Genomic DNA, 17,768 nt, shown 5'->3' on the forward strand with positions numbered 1-17,768 from the left:
CTGCCCGCACCGAAATCACGGGGCCGGCAGCGAAACTGACAAAGGAGTCCGGCCTTGGCCCTGCATGAAATCACGTTCCCCTCGAGCAACGATCGCGACACGATCAACGCGTGGCTCCACACTCCCACGACGGCGCCGAACGGCATCGTGCAGATCATCCACGGGCTCGGCGAACATTCCCGCCGCTACCTCCACCTCATCAGCACCTTGCTCGATGCCGGCTTCGCCGTCGTCGCCAGTGACCACGCAGGGCACGGGCGCACTGCCATGGAGTCGGATGTCTGGGCCGACGGCGGAGACGAGGCCGCGCGCGTCGTCGTCGACGACGAGGTGACTCTGCAGGCGAAGGCGCGTGAGATTCTGCCCGGACTGCCCTATATCGTCTTCGGCCACAGCTGGGGGTCGATGATCGCCCGCTCCATGGCATCCCGCCCTGAAGCCGAACTCACCGGGCTGGCGCTGTGCGGAATCGCCGCGCAGATGAAGGGAATCGAACAGACCATTGACCGCGCTGAACTCGCCGAGGCGGCCGCTGGCGACCATCGTGCGGAACCTGCCGCAGACCATCTGGTGGGACAGCTCTTCGACGGGTTCCTCGACCGCTGTGGTCCCGATGCAGGACCCACCGCATGGGTTGCCCTCGACGAGGCGGTCGTCGCCGATCACGGCCGTGACCCGTTCAACAACTTCGGTGCCCCGATGAGTGCGCGATTCCTGCAGGGATTCGTCGACATCTACGACGAAGCCAATGCCGATTCTTGGTATGCGACGATCTCAAACGATCTGCCGGTGCTCATCCTCGCGGGTGACCAGGATCCGGTTGCGAACTACGGCGAAGGCGCTTACCACGTGGCCAACAGGCTGCGCGAGACCGGTCACGCCGACGTGCGCACACGAGTCTTCTCAGGAGTCCGGCACGAAGTCCACAACGAATCGACGACTCGCGCCGAGGCGGAAGCGGAGATTGTTGGTTTCGCAACCCGCGTCGTCGCAGGTTAAAGATCGAGGCTGACCCACCATGATGATTCCGTCTGCCGAGGACCTGTCGAACATCATCGATGCTGTCGCGTCCTGGCAGCGCGAGGGGCTGCCCGTCCAAGTCCATCCAGGCGACCTCGGCTGGTATCAGCGCTTCGGCTCGCAAGCGCTCGCCTCGGCGTTGCGGGTATGGACGCGCGACGGTGAGATCGCAGCTGTCGGATTCCTCGACGAATCCGAACTCATCCGTATGGCGATCTCGCCTGACCATGCCTCGGATGAAACCCTCGCCGAGGCGGTCGTGACGGATCTCGAGACCACGCTGTCCGATCTCCTCCCACCGGGGACAGGAATCGTCGAGGCTCGCTTCGGGGCCGAGTTGCAGCACACCCTCACCCAGGCGCGATGGACACCCGACGAACCCTGGACCGTCCTGCACCGCGCACTGTCAGATTCTGTCCCACCGACCTCGTTGAGGTTCGAGACTGTCGAAGCGGATGGCATCGCTGACCGGATCAGTGTCGAATCCGCCGCATTCCCCGGCGCATCACTGACCGCTGAGCGATGGCAGCTGATGGCTGCAGGACACGCCTACCAACAGGCTCGGTGCCTCGTCGGCTATTCCACGGACGGTGCTGCCGTCGGCGCCACCACCGTCTGGTCCGCTGGACACGGTCGCCCCGGCATCATCGAACCTCTCGGAGTTCATGGTGACCACCGCGGCCACGGGTATGGCACGGAAATGGCGCTCGGTGCTGCAAGCGCACTGCGGTCGATGGGAGCGTCGAGTGTCAACGTGGCCACTCCGTCATCGAACACCGCCGCCGTCGCCACCTATCGAGCGGCCGGGATGGACAGCCTCGGCGAGGTCAGGGACTTCCGCCGCCCCTGACCGGCGTTGGAGAACAGACCGGAGCGGGCGTTGGAGATCAGGACAGCCGACGTCGGAGGTCAGGCCGGAGCGCCGACGATGAACGCCGCCTGCGCGACGTGCTGAATCGCATCATCGATGATCGAGACCATGCGGACGCCGCGAGTGACTGCCGGCGTCCAGTTCTCATCGATGATCTCGTCGAAGTCGTCCTCCGACAGCGTCTCCAGGTACTCGGTGAACGCGTTCAATGTGGTGTTGAGATAGTCGACGAGCAGCTGCTGATCGTCGACGCGGATCTCGGCTGCTTGTTCCGGGGTGTGCCCGAGCCCGAACCCATCGCCGATCTCGCCGAGGTCGAAACGGTCGCGGAAGTCCTCCCACTGCTGGGGACGTCCGGTGAGGTCGGAGAGTTGCACGTCGATCTCGCGGCCGCTGTGCCACAGCAGCCAGGCGATGGAATTCGGATGCCCGCCGAGGTGGCCGTTGAGTTCTTCGGGGGAGAGGTCGGGCAGCGCCTGTGCCGCTTGGAGGGGGCGCTGGGACAGGTCGGTGAGAATCTCAATGCTGTTCATGTCGCCCATTGTGCTCTTCGCGACCGCCTCTGTCACCACCGGGGATCAGTCGAGACGGGGCCGGCGGCGGTTGCGTTTGATCTCCGACCGCCGCTGTTCGGAGCGCACTCGGCGGCGCCGGGAATTTCGGGACGGCTTCGTGGCTCGCCTCTGCACCGGCGGGGCCAACGCCTCTCGCAGCATCTGCGCCAGACGCATCCGCGCGTCCTGCCGGTTCTTCAGCTGCGACCGCTGCTTCTCCGAGGTCACGGTGACCACAGTGCCGGATAGCCGTGGGGCCAAACGACTGAGCATCCGCTCGCGCTGAGGTTGGGTGAGGAAGGTCGCCGCAGCCAGGTCGAGGCTCAGCTGCACTCGGGAGTCGGAAGTGTTGACGTGCTGGCCTCCGGGCCCCGATGACCGGGAGAACTGTTCTGACAGTTCGGCGGCGGGGACGACCAGTCCGGCAGGGATCCCCGGTCCGGCGGGGACCCGCAGATCACCGTCCATCTCAGCTCTGCTCCGCTTCGCCTTTGCGATCGTCACCTGGGGCGGCTTCTTCGCGCAGCCTCGGCGTGATCTGCAGGTGCGGCCGGATGCCGTGCTTGTCGGCATAGAACTCGCGGATCCGATCCATGTCGCTGACCAGGCCATCGGTCATCTCCAAGGTCGGACCCAGGCCTGTGGTGTGAGTGGCCGAGTCCACGTAGCCCAAGGTGACAGGAAGGCCCGTCTGACGGGCGATGCGATGGAACCCCGATTTCCAGTGAGTGTGCCCGCCGCGGGTTCCGTCTGGAGTGATGACGAGAGCGAAGACCTCCCCTTTACGCATGCGGCCGACCACCTCGTCGACGATCTTGCTCGGATCCGACCGGTCGACGGGTATCCCGCCGAGTCCGCGCATGATCGGCCCACGCCATCCGGTGAAGAGGGAATGCTTTCCCAGCCAGTGGACATCGACACGAAGGCGCCACGCGATCGCGAGCATCACGACGAAGTCCCAATTGGAGGTGTGGGGTGCCCCGATGAGGATCGTCGGACGATTCGGGGCGGGCTCGGTGACGAGCTTCCACTTGCTGAACGTCCAGAAGGCGCGGGCGAGGAGGCGTCGGATCATGATCTCAAGGGTAAGGCACGCGCATGTGCGGGCCTATCGGGGCCCATGAAGGCGCGGTGCGAAACGGGCGTGTGCGGCTTTCAGGACCGGGAAGAGTCGACGGGGGCTGAGGACAAAACCATTCCTGACGAGTAACCGCGGATGATGCCCGCGCCCGAGTCGTCGACGGGTCGCCTCCTCGGTGAGGATATACGCCGCGGCCTTGGGGCCACGGCGTGCCGCCTTTTCGAACACGATCGCTTCGATATCCTGCCACGGCAACAGCGTGCCGGGCAGTACCTGATCGCGCCGTGCCAACGCGACGCCGACGGGGGAGAGGACGAGGGATTCGCGCCTGCGCATTCGCACGAACAGACCGATCGGTGCGACGACCAGGCACCCGACGATGCCGATGACCAACGCCCACATGCGCAGGTTGACGATGATCAGCCACGGGCTGCGCCCGTCCTCGATTGTGGCGGTGACGACGTAGATGAAGAAGGCGAGTAGACCGATGCCGATGACGAGCGCGACGAGCAGACCGAAGAGGACCTGCCGATTCGAGGAGGGGATGACGACCTGCTGTCCACGGTCGAGCCGACGCACGACGGCGGCAGGGGAGAGATCGTCGGTCATGGACATCAGAATACCGGCGGCACGGAATAATTACGGCCGACCTGTCGCTGTACCGGACACCAAGCATCACCGACAACGGAGGTAGATATGTCTGATTCAGCTCGTGTCGTCATTCTCGGCGGCCATGGAAAGGTCGCACTCCTGGCAGCACCCAAGCTCAAGGCCGCAGGTTTCGCCGTCGATTCGGTGATCCGCAACCCCGACCAGTCATCCGATGTCGAAGCCGCAGGGGCCAACCCGGTCGTCCTCGACATCGAAACCGCCGACACTCAGGCGCTCGCCGACCTGTTCGCAGGAGCCCAGGCGGTCGTCTTCTCCGCCGGAGCCGGCGGCGGCAACCCGGCACGGACCAAGGCCGTCGACCTCGAAGCCGCCAAACGCTCGATCGACGCTGCCGAACAGGCCGGGGTCAAACGCTTCGTCATGGTCTCCTACGCCAGCGCCTCCGTCGACTCGGACCGCGTCGACCCGGAGAGCTCGTTCTACCCCTACGTGCAGGCCAAGAGCGGTGCCGATGAGCACCTGCGAGCAAGCTCGTTGGACTTCACGATCCTCGGACCCGGCGGTCTGACCCTCGAGCCCTCCAGCGGCAAGGTTCTCATCGCCGATGCGGCCGGCGACCTCGATGGGCAGACGCCGGCGGACGATGTGCGGGTGACCTCACGCGACCTCGTCGCCGACGTCATCACCCATGTCCTCGCTGAGTCCGCTGCGGTGCGCGAGACCGTGAACTTCTACGACGGGCAGACCCCCATCGCCGAGGCGATCAGCTGAGCTGAATAGTCACACGGGCTCAGCCCCCAATCGAACCCGCTGGCCTGTCGTCTCCGATCGGAGACGACAGGCCAGCGGTCTTTCGATCGAAACTGTCTTGTGCCGCGCGTGAAGTTTAGCCCTTTCGATTCCACAGCTGATGGGTCAGACCGCTTGCTGTGGTGAGGCTCTCGATCGTGAAGTCCTTCTCCAGACCTTCAAGCCCTTCCCAGAGCCAGACTCCGCGGCCCAGGGTGACGGGGACGACGACGAGGTGCATGAAGTCGACGAGGCCCGCCGCCAGGAACTGTCGGACCATCGAAGGACCGCCGCCGATGCGGACATTGCCGCCGTCAGCGGCGGCGGTCGCCTCGGCGAGGACGTCGGCTGGGGAACCATTGACGAAATGGAAGCTCGTGCCGTTGTCGAACTCCATCGGCTCTCGCGGATGATGGGTGAGAACGAAGCACGGGGTTTTGAACGGCGGTTCCTCACCCCACCAGCCGCGCCAGCCGTCGTCTGGCCACGGGCCGGTCTGGGGGCCGAACTTCTTCCTGCCCATGATCTCGGAGCCGATGCCCTGGCCCCACATGGCGAACAGGGCACGGTCGGCGGTGATCGGGGCGTCGACGTGGTTCACGCCCTCGATTCCGCGGCCGTCGAAGTAGGAGAACAGTGCTTGGGCTTCACCGATCGGCTGGTAGAAGGTGACGAACTCACCGGCCGCGAAACCGTCGAGCGAGACGAAGAGATTGTTGACACACGCTTTGGCCATGAGCACTCCAATGTGATGGTTAGCTGATGTCTGGTCGGATCGATGGTGTCGATTCCGGGGAAGTGGAGCCAGTGTACGATCGAGTAGTTGTAGAATGCAATCACTGGAGGTGGAGAAATGCCTGTCGAACCGCGCTCGGGGTGCGCCATCAACGCCGCTGTCGAGGTGCTCGGTGACAACTGGTCGCTCATCGTCCTGCGCGACATCATCTTCGGCAATCGCCGGCACTTCCGAGAGCTGCTCACCTCCAACAACGAGGGCATCGCGTCGAACATGCTCTCCAGTCGTCTGAAGAAACTCGTCGACGAAGGGCTCCTGACCAAGGCGAAAGCTGCACGCGGTCAACGAGCCGAATACTCGCTCACCGAGGCTGGAATCCAAACCCTGCCGGTCATGGTGGCGCTCGGAACATGGGGGATGACCCACCGAGAGACTTCGCCGGAGCTGACGATCCGCTCCCGCCTCATGGCAGAAGATCCGCAGCTCGTTATCGAACTCATGGACGAACTCCGGGAGGCCCACCTCGGCGTTCCGCGACCGAACCCTGAGGCGCCCCGGGCCTCACAGCGGCTGCAGGCAGCCTTCGAAGCGGAGATCTCCGGAAGCTGAGGCGGCAGTCGACCTCAGTTGCGGTCGGTCCCGATAGCCAAGGGATCGCTGTGCCGTCGAGGCGAGGGTGCTCGCAACTATCTCTTGCCCGATCCACCGAGGTATGGTTGTATGGAATAAGTGATTGCAAACTGCAATCACTTATCCTCAAGGCTGATCCCGAAGGAGCGATCATGATCGCAGGACTGATGGCCAATATTGCTGTCACCGGCGAGAAGGAAGCAACCGCGTGGTATTCCCGGCTCTTCGAACGAGAGCCGGATGGCAAGCCGATGGCGGGGCTGGCCCAATGGCTATTCGACGAGAAGTTCGGCATCCAGATCTGGGAGGACCCGCAGCGAGCCGGATGTTCCAATGTGGTCATCGACGTGGACGACCTCGACAAGATGGCTGAGCATCTGCGCGTGGCCGGAATCGACCACGACGAACCGAGCCCCGGAGGCGGACAGCGCATCCTTCCGATCACCGACCCGGATGGAAACCAGGTGGTGTTCTTCGGTGAGTGAGGCGGCACCCGATCCGGGCGTACCTGTGACTGCGACGATCAGCCTCGGTGCTGATATCGAACACCCGGTCGCAGCAGTGTGGAACGCTTTTGCCGATACGGGGCAGCGCGTGCGGTGGGGAGTCCCTGAGGGAGAGGAAATGGTCTGCGATATCGACGAATTCCGCCCCGGCGGATCGATCCGCGCCCGTTGCGGGTCTCCCGAGGCACTGGAGTTCGTCTCCACGGGGCAGTACTGCGCGCTCGTGACCGAGCGTCATATCGTGACCACTGAGACTCTCACCAGAGACGATGAGATCCTCTCGACTGCCATCATCACCTGGACCCTGACCGCCACCTCGACGGGCACGCGAGTCGAACTCGTCGACCAGGTCGTGTCCTTCGTCGGTCAGGGAATGATCGACGGCCACCGCAACGGCCATGACATCTGCCTGCGACAACTCGGTGAATTCCTCAATTCGTAAGGTCTGCGGTCCACGGAAGATCGGCACCGGCGCGGCCGACGGTGATCCCCGCCAGCGCTGAGGCCCTGTCGCCCAGTGACATCAGATCCGCCATGCCGAGGTCGGACACCGCCGACGTCGAGGCGTGCAGATCGTGGATGAGGGAGACCATGAACGTGTCCCCAGCCCCGATCGTATCGACGACGTCGACTTGGGCCGAAGCCACCGTCACCCTCGCCGAGGCGGTCGCCAGGATTGCGCCGTCACCCCCGCGAGTCATCGCCACCAGGTCCGGACCAAGGCCGAGCAGGCGATCGATCTGAGCGACTTCGGTGAGGTCGGGATAGAGCCAATCTGCATCGACATCGCTGAGTTTGAGGACGTCGACCCGCCTGGCGAGACCTTCGAACCGAGGCAGAACCTCCTCGCGGGAACCGATGATCGACGGCCGGATGTTGGGATCGAAGGAGACGAGGGTCCCTGCCCCCTGAGAATCTGCCCTCTTCGGACCCGACTGCTCGGCAACAGCATCAAGGAGCCGATCGATCACGGCAGATCCCGGCTCGAGGAACGCTGCGATCGACCCGAAATGCAGAACGGAATGAGCGCCTTCGTCGAGCAGCGCCGAGTCGGGATCCCACCGCAGCTGGAACTCGTACTCGGCCGATCCGTCCTCGGCGAGGCGGGCCAGCGCCGTGGATGTGGCTCCGCGGGGTGAAGCGAGCACGTTGACTTCGGATTCCCGCAGGTGGGCGAGAAGGAATCCGCCGTGGAAGTCATCACCGACATCGGTGAGGAACTCGACATCGTCACCGAGGCGGCCCAACCCGAGGGCGACATTGGCCGGGGCCCCACCCGGCGCATAGCGGTCGGGGGAGCCGGGCGTGCTGACGATATCGATGAGGGCTTCACCGATGACGAGAATGCTCATGGGCACGATTCTAAGCTGAAAATCTTTCTTCGGCCGTGACCAGCAAAAATAGGACGAAAATCGGTGAGTGAACTGATTTAACGTGTTTTCGTGTCAGTGCCGTCTGGAACTGTGTGGTCATGGACAAGAACACTCTTGACAACGACGTCAGAACGATCATCGACGCGGAAACCGCCCGTGTCTTCGCCCCTCGGCCGGGAGAATGCCTGGCCTGCTATGTGTTCCGCCAACTCGGCGAATTCGGCTGCAACGGCACACACCGCTTCGCAGAAAGCTTCCGCGACCGGACGGCTCCACGAGCCACGGCGCTGCTCGCGCGTCTGAGCAGTATGGGTGCCTGCTGCTGTGACTGTGAAATGTTCTTCAACGCCTTCACCTTCGCAGCCAAACCCTGGATCACGAGCATGCCCTTCGGTGAGCTCATCGGCACTCCCTTCGGCAGTGAGGAAGCCAACGACATGAGAGAACGATTCGGAATCGACGAACCTCCCTCGACGACGCTCTACCTCTGCTGCCGATTAGTGAGGCGGGGATCCACTCAACCGTGCGGAAACTGGGCCCGTATCCGACGGTGGTGAGCGCACGCGTCCGGCAGAATGGAACCATGCCATCTACTCTGCCGCTCTTCCTCGACTGCGATCCCGGCATCGACGATGCTATTGCGCTGGCCTACCTGTGCTGCCAAGGTGACGTCGACGTCGTCGGCATCGCCGCATCCGGGGGCAACGTCCCTACCTCACAGGTCGTCGAGAACACCCGCGGATGGCTGTCGCTGGCAGGCCGCAGCGATATCCCCGTCCACTCCGGCCACAGTCTTCCCTTAGCACGGCAGGGCCTGCAGACGGCCGCGGACGAAGGACTGGAATACGCCGACCTCACGCACGGCGAGACCGGGCGCGGTTATGCGCGCTTGCCGGCTCCGAACGGACCGGTCAGCTCGGTGTCGGCCGCGCAAGCCTGGGTCGATGCCGCGCACGCGCATCCCGGACAGCTCCTCGGCGTCGTCATCGGTCCGGCCACGAATCTCGCCCTGGCCCTCGACATCGACCCGGAACTGCCCAGTCTGTTCAAACGCCTCTTCATCATGGGTGGGGCCTTCAACTACCGGGGCAACACCCATCCGACGACGGAATGGAACGTCACCTTCGACCCGGAATCCACCTCCAGGGTCCTATCTGCCTTCGGAGACGCCCATTCGAGCGGTCACCTCAGACACCTTCCGGTCATCGCACCGATCGAAGCTACCGAAGCAGTGGAGATGACACCCGATCGACTCACCCATATCCGCGACGAAGCCTCGTCCGCGGGTCAGCCGTGGCAGAAAGTCGTGGCTGAGCTGTCCGAAGCTCTGCGCTTCTACTTCGAGTTCCACGAATCCGACGGACTCGGCTATATCGCCCACATCCACGATCCCTTCGTCCTCGCCTGCGCCCTGGCCTGGGCGCGGCAGAACTCAATTGAGTCGACCGAGACAGAGCCTGAAGAGCCGAACACTGATGCCCAGGAGACAGCTGCCTTGACTCCCGCCAGGGGAGCTGCCGGCGAGCTGCCATGGGCAACGACTCAGTGGGCACCTGTCGATGTCGAACTCACAGGTACACTCACACGAGGCGAAACCGTCGCCGATTGGCTGGGACGGTGGGGCCGCCCCGTGAACGCAGAGATCATCCGCACCATCGATGCCACTGCATTCCTCGACCACCTCAGCACCACCTTGATGAAAGGACCACCCGCATGACCGCACACTCCAGACAGTCTGGGCAGGGGCCGACCTCCACGGTCGGTCCCGGACAAAACCGCAACCGCACACTTCCCCTCACCCTCACACTGCTCGGCACCCTCATCGTCATCGGCACCTACGTGGCAGTGCTGCTGACCCAACCGGCCAACCTCGGCATCGACTTCGGCCACACCACTCTGTGGGTCATGCTCGGCTATCTGGGCGGAGGCATTCTGCTTGCCGCCGGCACCCTCCCACTCATTCCCCGCAGCGTTCTCGCACTCATCCCGGTCGCCATCGCCCTCAACATCGTCATCGGGCAGGTCATCGGCAACTACACACCCGTACCGCTCTACCTCGACTCGATCGGCACAGTGCTCATCGGCGTCCTTGCCGGTCCTGCCGCTGGCGCGTTCACGGGAATCATCTCGAACCTCATCTGGGGTGTGACCCTGAGCCCCAGCGTCATCGCCTTCAGCTCCGGAGCTGCCTTCATCGGAGCCGCCGCCGGCTGGGCAGCACGACTCGGAGTCTTCCGCACACCCTGGACTGCGATCATCGTCGGCGCCATCGCCGGAGTTCCCGCCGGTGCCATCGGAGCGCCGGTTGCCGCTTACGTCTTCGGCGGCGGACTGGGCGCCGGCACCGGGGGAGTCGTCGCGATCCTCCAAGCCGCAGGCCTCGAGATGTTCAACGCCACCTTCGCCCAGAGCATGGTCTCCGACATCGTCGACAAAGCGCTCATCTTCGCCCTCGCCTATGTCGTCATCCGGTCGCTGCCCAAACGCATCATCAGTCGCTATGAGTTCGCCGCCCACAGTCGACCACGTGTGACGAAGACCGGCAGCTCCGGTCCGGTGAAACCGGTCGAATCGGTCCTGCCGACGGAATGAGCTCGGCTTCATCCGAGACGCACACCGTCGCGAATGCGGCTGAGGCTGTCGGCTCGAAGCGTCGACTGCATCCGGCCACGGAACTGGTCATCCTTGCCTGCAGCTTGTTGCTCGTCTTCGGGATTCCCTCTCCGGTCGTGCCGTTCATCATCCTCATCGGCTCACTCGTGACCGTGGTGGTCTCACCCGTCGTGCGACTGCGGACCTGGGCGATGACTGTGGGGCTCCTAAGCCTGCCGACTCTGGCCGTGCTCATCATCGTGCAGGGACTGTTCTATCCCGGCACCGAAGTGCACGTTCTCTGGCAGGTCGGGCCCGCCCGCCTCACCGTCGAAGGGCTGAGCATCGCCGTCCAGATCTGGCTGCGAGTGAGCAGCCTGATCGGGTTGTGCGCGCTGTTCGGACTCGGTGCTGACTCAGCGCGCCTCTTCGACGGGCTGCGTCGACTCCGCCTGCCCTCGGCAGTCGCGTATGTGTGTTCCTCAGCCCTCGGCCTCATCCCGCTGATCGGCGCACGCACCCGACACATCATCGAGGCGCGGCAGGCCCGAGGCTGGGCCACCGATTCCTGGCGAGTGCGCATCCGACTGCTGCCGGGAATCGTCGTCGGCCTCGTCACCGCGATCCTGTTGACCGTCGATCAGCGTCACGAAGTGCTCGAAGTGAGTGGTCTCGATTCGAGTGCGACCGCGGTTGCGCTCCAGGACCACTCGGACGGGGCAGGGCAGAGCCTCCTGCGAATCCTGGCCCCGCTCGTGACCCTTGGACTCATCGTTGCCTCGGTGACTGGAGTTCTTCCCCTGCCGGGTGCTGCACAGCTGATCGGCGGTGCCTGAGATGACCGCTGCGATCACGGACGCAGGCTTCACCTATCGCGGAGAGGACACTGCCGCGCTGACCGGCATCGACCTCGAAATCACTCGTGGAAGCATGACTGCGGTGCTCGGACCGCTCGGATCGGGAACGTCGACTCTGTGTCGCCTGCTGTCCGGACAGCTCGCTTCACGCGGCACCATCACCGGCGCCGTCGACCTGGGCGGCACGGTCGCCCTGCTCGGCGACGATCCCGAAGCGCAGCTGAGCGGAATGACCAGCCACGTCGGAGACGAGACGCAGCTGGCCTGTCGACTCCATGGACTCGACCCGATCGATGCAGCGAACCGAGCCCGGAGTCTGCTCGGACAGCTCGGAATCGGCGAACTGTGGGGCCATCGGCTGGCTACGCTCTCCGGCGGGCAGAGGCAGTTGGTCGCTCTGACGCGGATCCTCGCTCCAGGGCCCGACCTGATCGTCCTCGACCAGCCCGCACAATCCCTCGACCCGCAGATGCGAAAACGTCTGGCAACAGTGCTGCAGGAATTCTGCGACCGGGGAGGGGCAGTGCTCATCACCGGTCACCAGACCGACGAACTCATTCGGACCTGCCAGGAGGTCCGCTTCCTTGATGCCGGTCGGCTGCAGACGGCGACTGCGCCAATTCGAACCGGCGGCGTCTGGGACAGCCTCCCCGATGACGCCATGCCCCTCCCGGAGACGACGAGCAGACAGACTGATGCAGTGCTCACTGTCCGCGACCTCACCGTGGACCGGGGGAGCAGACGCATCCTCGATGGTCTCCACTTCGACCTTCGGCCAGGCGAACTCACCACCGTCACCGGAGCCAACGGGGTCGGCAAATCTACCCTTCTGCGCGCCCTCCTCGGACTGCTCGACCGATCAGCGACCGTGGCGGGCACGATCTCGGTCAGCCGCCTCGGCGAGATGAACCGGCTCGACACACTGCCCACCCACGCCCGCAGCGCTCACCTCGGGTGGGTGGGGCAGGACCCGGGACTGCAGCTCTCCGCCGCCACAGTGGAACGCGAACTGCTCCACGCCGTGCCGTTGCCGCTGCAGCGACGGCGAGACCGAGTTCGAGTGCGTGAGCAACGCCGGTCAGAGGTGGACGCCGTACTCACTGCGACCGATCTGAGCGAGGTCGCCGACGAACACCCCTTCGACCTCGACCTGCCCCGACGCAAAGACGTCGTCATCGCCTCGGCATTGATGACCGAGGCGACAGTGCTGCTGCTCGACGAACCGACGATCGGGCGCGACCTGGCCGCGATGGCTCGACTCAATGCGATCATCGTACGGTTCCTCAGCCGAGGCGGAGCTGTCCTGGCGACCACACACGACCAGCGATGGGCGAGCGAGTCCGCGCACTACCGACTGCGACTTCTTGACGGGCGAGCCCACCGAATTTGAGCTTGAAAGTGCCAAGGAGCGAGGTGGCGGGATCGCGATGCGATTGCGTGGTGCAATGAGGCTGTGAGGACCGTCGACTGAAAGGATCGCAATGCGCGGACCGATAGTGCTGTTCGCCTCCTGGGCTCTCCACGATGCTGAGGAGGCACTGACCTTCCCTGCGTCGGCGGACTATATCGCCGACCTCACGGGAGTCGACGTTGTGCGGATGACGACGAAGCAGAGCGTGGCTGCGATCGGACTGGTCGGTGCCGCGCTCGCCGCTGCCGGAATCTGCGGGGTGCGAACGCGGGGTGGCTCTCGGTTCTATCGGTCGTCTGTCGCCGGTCTCGAAACCCACGTGTTCACTCATCTGCTCTCGGCAGCGGTGGCCCGCCGCTACACCTCGGGGGTGATCACGGCAGTGCCGGTCATGTGGCCGGGCGCCGCATACGCTCGACGAGAGCTCGCTTCGCTCGGCAAACCGCTGACAGCCGCTGACTGGCGGTTGGGAGCACCGACTATGGGCGCGGTGGCGTTGGCCGCTCACATACTCGTCCGCATCGACTGGTTGTCCCTGCTCAGAAGTCGAAGGAGTCGTCCCCGGCGGTTGCGGGGCTGCGCAGCCTCTGCAGATGCAGATGCCTGACGAGACGGATGACCGGGCGAATGAGCATCTCGACACTGCCGATGACGAACAGCCACGTTCCCGTATAGGTCAGTGAGTCAGAGAAGAACATGAAGCTGCCGATGAGGAACCACAGCCCGATGAGCACATCATTGGCGATGCTGATGACCTGGTAGCGCTGTCGGATAACGAGTTCTTCCCGCCCGATGCGCAGATGAATGTCCCGATTGCCCTCAGCCATCGCTCTGTCCTCTCCCACTGGGTCCTTCTTACCGCGAGCCTAATGCCGCAGCCCGGAAGCGGACGCCGATCAGCAATGAATCTCGTGTCAGTGCCTGCATCTACCGTGAGGACATGGATCAGAACTCGCACTCATTCGATTCCCATAGCATCGAGGAGCTCGACCATCAGCCGCCGATGCCATGGGATCAGCTGCTTACCGCCATCCGCCGGTCCCCGCACCTGTCCGCCGTCGAGGCAGCCCGCATCGCACAGAGCCAGTCTGGCGCCTCAGTCGATGTTCTCAGTCCGCTGCCTGCGTCGGGCGCACCTACCTGGGACGGAGTGCACACAGTCATCAATACACTGCAGCGGAAGGATCTGCTGCCGGACCACCTTCCGCAGACGCGCAGCGCCTCCGTCATGCTGACCCACCTGCTCACCGAACTCGCGCTCAGCATCTCCGGCCATCGCAGACCACGGCCTGATCTCGGAGCGGCTTCGGCCGAGTCGAAGGCCGAGGCCGCCCAGGCGCGCTTCGAAACCGAATGCATCACCTGGGTCATCGCCGGACGACTCGGGGTGAGGGCCGCCGCGACGGGGTCGCTCAAGGGCTACCTCAAACACGACGACCTCATACCCGAGTTCTCCCGGGACCGCGTGCTGCAGACGGTCGACACGATCGAAGACCTCTTCGGCGGTGCGCTCGCTTTCGGAGCCGTGATCCGAGAAGAGACACCCAGTCTGTTCGAACTCGACATGAGTCTGGCTGTCTGAACCCTGTCAAATCGTCCTCAACCCTAGTGATCGAACACCCACTGGAGAAGAATGGCCACCATGTCCACCTCACCGCAGCGTTGGAGCATTGCCACGGTTTACCCCGATATGTGGGTCGATCCCGACGACGATCCCCGCAACACCGACGGGCACAGTCCCGGCGGAGAACGCGCCACACTGCTCAGCTACCTGCACGACTACCGGCTGACTCTTGATCTGAAATGTCAGGGACTCACTCTTGAGCAGATGATGATGCTCTCCGTCCCGCCGTCGACGATGTCATTGCTCGGGCTGGTCCGACACCTGACCGAAGTGGAGAGAGACTGGCGGAACTGGATCACTGAAGGCGAGTCCGAGCCACTGATCTATGGGAGCTTGGACGCTGCATTCGATCTCAGCGATATTTCGCCCCACCCTGACGAGGCCGTCCTCACTGAAGCCTTCGACCGACTCGAACAGGAGCAGGAAGCCACCGACACCGAAGTCAGCAGACACGCTGACCTCGGAACACACGTCGGCCGTGAAGACATTGCGGTGCGAGAATTCCTTGTCCACCGCATCGAAGAATATGCCCGCCACTGTGGTCACGCCGATCTGCTGCGCGAATGCATCGACGGCAGAACCGGACAATAGGAAGTCAGAAGACAATGAGCCGAACAGTCCAGATCACCGTCGACTGCCACGACCCCGAAAAGCTCGCCCGCTTCTGGGCCGAAGCACTCGGCTACACCATTCCAGGCCCTCCGGGAGTACAACTCGGTGACGACGAAGACCCGATGGCTGCCTGGAAGGAATTCATCGCCGACCTCGGAATCGAACTCGGACCTGAGGACATGCGTGCCGCGATCGAGGACCCGGAACAGGTCGGTCCCCGTCTCTTCTTCCAGACAGTGCCCGAACCCAAATCAGTGAAGAACCGTCTGCACCTCGACGTCCGTACTGCGCCCGAACTCGACGGAGATGAGCGGATGGACGTACTCGAAACCGAATGCAGCCGACTTATGAAACTAGGCGGAACCCGGCTGCGCCGAACCGATCCGGACCCACCGTTGGAACGAGGATTCATTGTCATGGCCGACCCCGAAGGCAACGAATTCTGCCTTGACTGACCACCCGAATCGCGTGCCTGACCAGATGAGATTGTTCTCAGAAACCACTGGTCAGGAGCTTTCGCTTGCTAGCGTGGCAACTATGAAGACGAATCGCATGGCAATGAGTACAGTGGCAGGACTTGCGGCACTCGCTCTCGGCCTGGCCGGGTGCGGCGGAAGTGATTCCGGAAACGGAACCGATGAGGCTCAGAACTCGCCCGCGGCAAGCGAAATGGCCCCGGCCGGCTCCGCCGAAGACGACGACCAGAACGAGGATGCCGACGACAACGGTGATGACAAGGACGATGAGACGAAATCGGCCGAGGACTCGTCCGGCCAGGGCTTGAGCGCCGATGCCGACTTGAGCAAGGAATCGCCGGCGATCAGTGCCGAAGACGCGATCAAGAAAGCGGAGAAGAAGGTCGGAGGCGGAACCGTTCACAGCATCGAACTCGACTGGGACGATGACGATCAGGCCTGGCAGTACGAAGTGTCCGTCCTCGACGGCAAAACCGACCACGACGTCGAGATCGATGCCGAAACCGGCAAGGTCGTCCACGATGACAAGGACGATACCGATGACAAAGAGAAGGCCATCGACCTCAACGATCCGATGACCTTCGACGACGCCCTCAAGCGTGCGCAGAAGAAATCCGATGGAAAGCTCGTGAGCTGGAAGCTCGAATTCGACGACGGCAAGCAGGAGTATCAGTTCGACTTCGAGAAGGACGGCGAAGACACGGAAGTCACCGTCGACACCAATTCCAAGCGAGTGAGCGTCGATGACTGATACCGGCCGCCTCACGGTCATCGCCGGGCCCATGTTCTCCGGAAAATCCGAAGAGCTCATGCGCAGGGTCCGGCGGGCCACGATCGCCGAAATCGATGTCCTCGTCGTGTCCCACTCTCTCGACACCCGTTCGGACATCTCCACGATCACCTCCCACACCGGGGTGAATATTCCCGCTGTGCCGCTCGGCGACGTCTCGTCCATCGCCGAGGCGGCCCGACAGAAGGACTATGACCTCATCGCCATCGATGAGGCGCAGTTCTTCGGCCCGGAACTCATCCCTACAGTCGACGAATTCCTCCACCAGGGGATCGGCGTCATCGTCGAAGGACTGTGCGTGACTTTTGACGGGCAGCCGTTCGAACCGCTGCCCAGCTTCATGGCTGTCGCCGAAGAGGTCCTCAGACTCACTGCAGTCTGCACCGTCTGCGGGAAAGACGCTGTGTTCCACCAACGCCTGGAGCAGACAGAGAGCCAGATCGATTCAAACTCCGCGACGAGCGCCCAGGCCCCCGCTTCGACTCTTGCTGCGACCGCGATCGATGCCAGCCACATCGGTGGACTGGATACCTATGTCGCTCGCTGTCGGCAGCACTTCACCGGCGGCAGTCAGGAAGCTTAGTCGTCGATGCTGTTCCAGACCTCACGCCAGATCCGTGCGAGATCCGGAATCTGATAATGAGCGTTGAGCCCGCTCGGCTGCGGAACCACATGCAGTGCCACATCGGCAGGCCATCTCTCGATCAGCGTCGTATCCTGCCGACCGAGCTGAGCCTTCGGCAGCCGGTAGCCGGTACGGAACGCTGTGATCCCGGCAATCGCGACCGCACGAGGTCGGATATCGGCAAGACGGTCAATGAGGTGAGCCGCAGACTCACGCAGCTCCTGCCGGGAGAGTTCGTCGGCACGGACGGTGGCTCGCCCGATGAGGTTCGTCAGTCCGATTCCGCGTTTGAGCAGCTGCAGTTCATCCGCGGGATCGAGTCCACACGAGGCATCGACCTGGTGATCGGTGAGACCCGCCTGATGCAGAGACGGCCAGAAACGGTTGCCGGGACGCGCGAACGGTGCATTCACCGCCGCTGTCCACAGCCCCGGGTTGATGCCGACGATGAGCATCTTCAACCCGGAAGAATCGGATGGCAGGATATCGTCGATCGCATTCGGATCATCCGTCGCGAACGCCGCAAGGTCGTCCTTGGTCGGTTTGCGGCCGCCCAGAGGGGATGGCCGACGGTTGCTGACGAAGTTGTCCTCACTCACATCTTTCACA

Annotated in this window: 25 protein-coding genes; 17 read left to right on the forward strand and 8 right to left on the reverse strand. The window is 63.6% G+C overall.

The window, feature by feature from the left end; genetic code table 11:
* Positions 1-54: 54 nt before the first annotated feature.
* Together BEP01S_RS07535 and BEP01S_RS07540 are read left to right on the forward strand one after the other, a co-directional pair.
* Positions 55-999, forward strand: a complete 945-nt coding sequence (locus BEP01S_RS07535) for an alpha/beta fold hydrolase (protein WP_062241947.1) — start codon at positions 55-57, stop codon at positions 997-999.
* A 19-nt stretch (positions 1,000-1,018) separates the two neighbouring features.
* Positions 1,019-1,870, forward strand: coding sequence for a GNAT family N-acetyltransferase (locus BEP01S_RS07540; RefSeq protein WP_062241949.1), 852 nt, complete (start codon positions 1,019-1,021; stop codon positions 1,868-1,870).
* 59 nt (positions 1,871-1,929) lie between these two features.
* On the opposite strand, the gene BEP01S_RS07545 is transcribed toward BEP01S_RS07540, so the two are convergent.
* From BEP01S_RS07545 to BEP01S_RS07560, 4 genes are read right to left on the reverse strand one after another with little or no spacing between them, the layout of a single operon-like run.
* The gene (locus tag BEP01S_RS07545; RefSeq protein WP_062242296.1) at positions 1,930-2,424 is read right to left on the reverse strand and encodes a DinB family protein; all 495 of its coding nucleotides are present in this window, start codon (positions 2,422-2,424) and stop codon (positions 1,930-1,932) included.
* Between the two features lie 45 nt (positions 2,425-2,469).
* Positions 2,470-2,913, reverse strand: coding sequence for an alternative ribosome rescue aminoacyl-tRNA hydrolase ArfB (gene arfB / locus BEP01S_RS07550; protein WP_039210458.1), 444 nt, complete (start codon positions 2,911-2,913; stop codon positions 2,470-2,472).
* 1 nt (position 2,914) lies between these two features.
* Positions 2,915-3,520, reverse strand: a complete 606-nt coding sequence (locus tag BEP01S_RS07555) for a 1-acyl-sn-glycerol-3-phosphate acyltransferase (protein ID WP_062241951.1) — start codon at positions 3,518-3,520, stop codon at positions 2,915-2,917.
* A 33-nt stretch (positions 3,521-3,553) separates the two neighbouring features.
* A complete protein-coding gene (locus BEP01S_RS07560; protein WP_062241953.1) occupies positions 3,554-4,135 on the reverse strand; it encodes a hypothetical protein in 582 nt (193 codons plus the stop codon).
* Between the two features lie 87 nt (positions 4,136-4,222).
* Between BEP01S_RS07560 and BEP01S_RS07565 the strand changes: the two genes are divergently transcribed.
* Positions 4,223-4,909, forward strand: a complete 687-nt coding sequence (locus tag BEP01S_RS07565; RefSeq protein ID WP_062241955.1) for an SDR family oxidoreductase — start codon at positions 4,223-4,225, stop codon at positions 4,907-4,909.
* A 115-nt stretch (positions 4,910-5,024) separates the two neighbouring features.
* Here BEP01S_RS07565 and BEP01S_RS07570 read toward each other — a convergent pair whose 3' ends face one another.
* Positions 5,025-5,663, reverse strand: a complete 639-nt coding sequence (locus BEP01S_RS07570) for a dihydrofolate reductase family protein (RefSeq protein ID WP_062241957.1) — start codon at positions 5,661-5,663, stop codon at positions 5,025-5,027.
* Between the two features lie 117 nt (positions 5,664-5,780).
* Here BEP01S_RS07570 and BEP01S_RS07575 point away from each other — a divergent pair, with 117 nt between their 5' ends.
* From BEP01S_RS07575 to BEP01S_RS07585, 3 genes are all read left to right on the forward strand, one after another.
* Positions 5,781-6,272: a winged helix-turn-helix transcriptional regulator gene (locus tag BEP01S_RS07575; protein WP_062241959.1), complete on the forward strand. Its 492-nt coding sequence runs from the start codon at positions 5,781-5,783 to the stop codon at positions 6,270-6,272.
* A 173-nt stretch (positions 6,273-6,445) separates the two neighbouring features.
* The gene (locus BEP01S_RS07580; protein WP_062241961.1) at positions 6,446-6,778 is read left to right on the forward strand and encodes a VOC family protein; all 333 of its coding nucleotides are present in this window, start codon (positions 6,446-6,448) and stop codon (positions 6,776-6,778) included.
* Positions 6,771-7,241, forward strand: a complete 471-nt coding sequence (locus BEP01S_RS07585; protein WP_062241963.1) for an SRPBCC domain-containing protein — start codon at positions 6,771-6,773, stop codon at positions 7,239-7,241. The genes BEP01S_RS07580 and BEP01S_RS07585 overlap by 8 nt, the downstream gene beginning before the upstream one ends.
* Here BEP01S_RS07585 and BEP01S_RS07590 read toward each other — a convergent pair.
* Positions 7,231-8,151, reverse strand: a complete 921-nt coding sequence (locus BEP01S_RS07590) for a carbohydrate kinase family protein (RefSeq protein WP_062241965.1) — start codon at positions 8,149-8,151, stop codon at positions 7,231-7,233. The two genes, BEP01S_RS07585 and BEP01S_RS07590, sit on opposite strands and share 11 nt — an antisense overlap.
* 119 nt (positions 8,152-8,270) lie before the next feature.
* Between BEP01S_RS07590 and BEP01S_RS07595 the strand changes: the two genes are divergently transcribed.
* From BEP01S_RS07595 to BEP01S_RS07620, 6 genes are all read left to right on the forward strand, one after another.
* Positions 8,271-8,729 carry a DUF2695 domain-containing protein gene (locus tag BEP01S_RS07595; protein WP_062241967.1) on the forward strand — a complete coding sequence of 153 codons (459 nt, stop codon included), beginning with the start codon at positions 8,271-8,273 and terminating at the stop codon, positions 8,727-8,729.
* A gap of 26 nt (positions 8,730-8,755) precedes the next feature.
* Positions 8,756-9,889, forward strand: coding sequence for a nucleoside hydrolase (locus tag BEP01S_RS07600; RefSeq protein ID WP_062241969.1), 1,134 nt, complete (start codon positions 8,756-8,758; stop codon positions 9,887-9,889).
* A complete protein-coding gene (locus BEP01S_RS07605) occupies positions 9,886-10,764 on the forward strand; it encodes a hypothetical protein (protein ID WP_062241971.1) in 879 nt (292 codons plus the stop codon). The genes BEP01S_RS07600 and BEP01S_RS07605 overlap by 4 nt, the downstream gene beginning before the upstream one ends.
* Complete coding sequence (locus tag BEP01S_RS07610) at positions 10,761-11,600, forward strand: energy-coupling factor transporter transmembrane component T family protein (RefSeq protein ID WP_062241973.1); 840 nt, start codon at positions 10,761-10,763, stop codon at positions 11,598-11,600. The genes BEP01S_RS07605 and BEP01S_RS07610 overlap by 4 nt, the downstream gene beginning before the upstream one ends.
* A gap of 1 nt (position 11,601) precedes the next feature.
* The gene (locus BEP01S_RS07615; protein WP_062241975.1) at positions 11,602-13,011 is read left to right on the forward strand and encodes an ATP-binding cassette domain-containing protein; all 1,410 of its coding nucleotides are present in this window, start codon (positions 11,602-11,604) and stop codon (positions 13,009-13,011) included.
* 91 nt (positions 13,012-13,102) lie between these two features.
* Positions 13,103-13,639 carry an HXXEE domain-containing protein gene (locus BEP01S_RS07620; protein WP_062241977.1) on the forward strand — a complete coding sequence of 179 codons (537 nt, stop codon included), beginning with the start codon at positions 13,103-13,105 and terminating at the stop codon, positions 13,637-13,639.
* Here BEP01S_RS07620 and BEP01S_RS07625 read toward each other — a convergent pair.
* Positions 13,572-13,877 (reverse strand): YrhK family protein, encoded by a 306-nt coding sequence (locus BEP01S_RS07625; RefSeq protein ID WP_306306258.1) that lies wholly within the window; start codon positions 13,875-13,877, stop codon positions 13,572-13,574. The two genes, BEP01S_RS07620 and BEP01S_RS07625, sit on opposite strands and share 68 nt — an antisense overlap.
* Before the next feature lie 95 nt (positions 13,878-13,972).
* Here BEP01S_RS07625 and BEP01S_RS07630 point away from each other — a divergent pair, with 95 nt between their 5' ends.
* The 5 genes from BEP01S_RS07630 to BEP01S_RS07650 all read left to right on the forward strand — a co-directional run bounded on the left by BEP01S_RS07630 (position 13,973) and on the right by BEP01S_RS07650 (position 17,117).
* Positions 13,973-14,614 carry a hypothetical protein gene (locus BEP01S_RS07630; RefSeq protein WP_062241982.1) on the forward strand — a complete coding sequence of 214 codons (642 nt, stop codon included), beginning with the start codon at positions 13,973-13,975 and terminating at the stop codon, positions 14,612-14,614.
* Positions 14,615-14,674: 60 nt separating this feature from the next.
* Positions 14,675-15,247: a mycothiol transferase gene (locus BEP01S_RS07635; protein ID WP_062242299.1), complete on the forward strand. Its 573-nt coding sequence runs from the start codon at positions 14,675-14,677 to the stop codon at positions 15,245-15,247.
* A gap of 14 nt (positions 15,248-15,261) precedes the next feature.
* On the forward strand, positions 15,262-15,723 hold the full coding sequence (locus BEP01S_RS07640; RefSeq protein WP_062241984.1) for a VOC family protein: 462 nt from the start codon (positions 15,262-15,264) through the stop codon (positions 15,721-15,723).
* A gap of 103 nt (positions 15,724-15,826) precedes the next feature.
* Positions 15,827-16,495, forward strand: coding sequence for a PepSY domain-containing protein (locus tag BEP01S_RS07645; protein ID WP_098730911.1), 669 nt, complete (start codon positions 15,827-15,829; stop codon positions 16,493-16,495).
* Positions 16,488-17,117 carry a thymidine kinase gene (locus BEP01S_RS07650; RefSeq protein WP_062241988.1) on the forward strand — a complete coding sequence of 210 codons (630 nt, stop codon included), beginning with the start codon at positions 16,488-16,490 and terminating at the stop codon, positions 17,115-17,117. The genes BEP01S_RS07645 and BEP01S_RS07650 overlap by 8 nt, the downstream gene beginning before the upstream one ends.
* Here the strand turns inward: BEP01S_RS07650 and BEP01S_RS07655 are convergent.
* Positions 17,114-17,758, reverse strand: coding sequence for a mismatch-specific DNA-glycosylase (locus tag BEP01S_RS07655; protein ID WP_062242300.1), 645 nt, complete (start codon positions 17,756-17,758; stop codon positions 17,114-17,116). The genes BEP01S_RS07650 and BEP01S_RS07655 overlap by 4 nt on opposite strands.
* Positions 17,759-17,768: the final 10 nt, after the last annotated feature.

The sequence above is a fragment of the Brevibacterium epidermidis NBRC 14811 genome (genome assembly GCF_001570805.1).
In the GTDB taxonomy this organism is placed as follows: domain Bacteria; phylum Actinomycetota; class Actinomycetes; order Actinomycetales; family Brevibacteriaceae; genus Brevibacterium; species Brevibacterium epidermidis.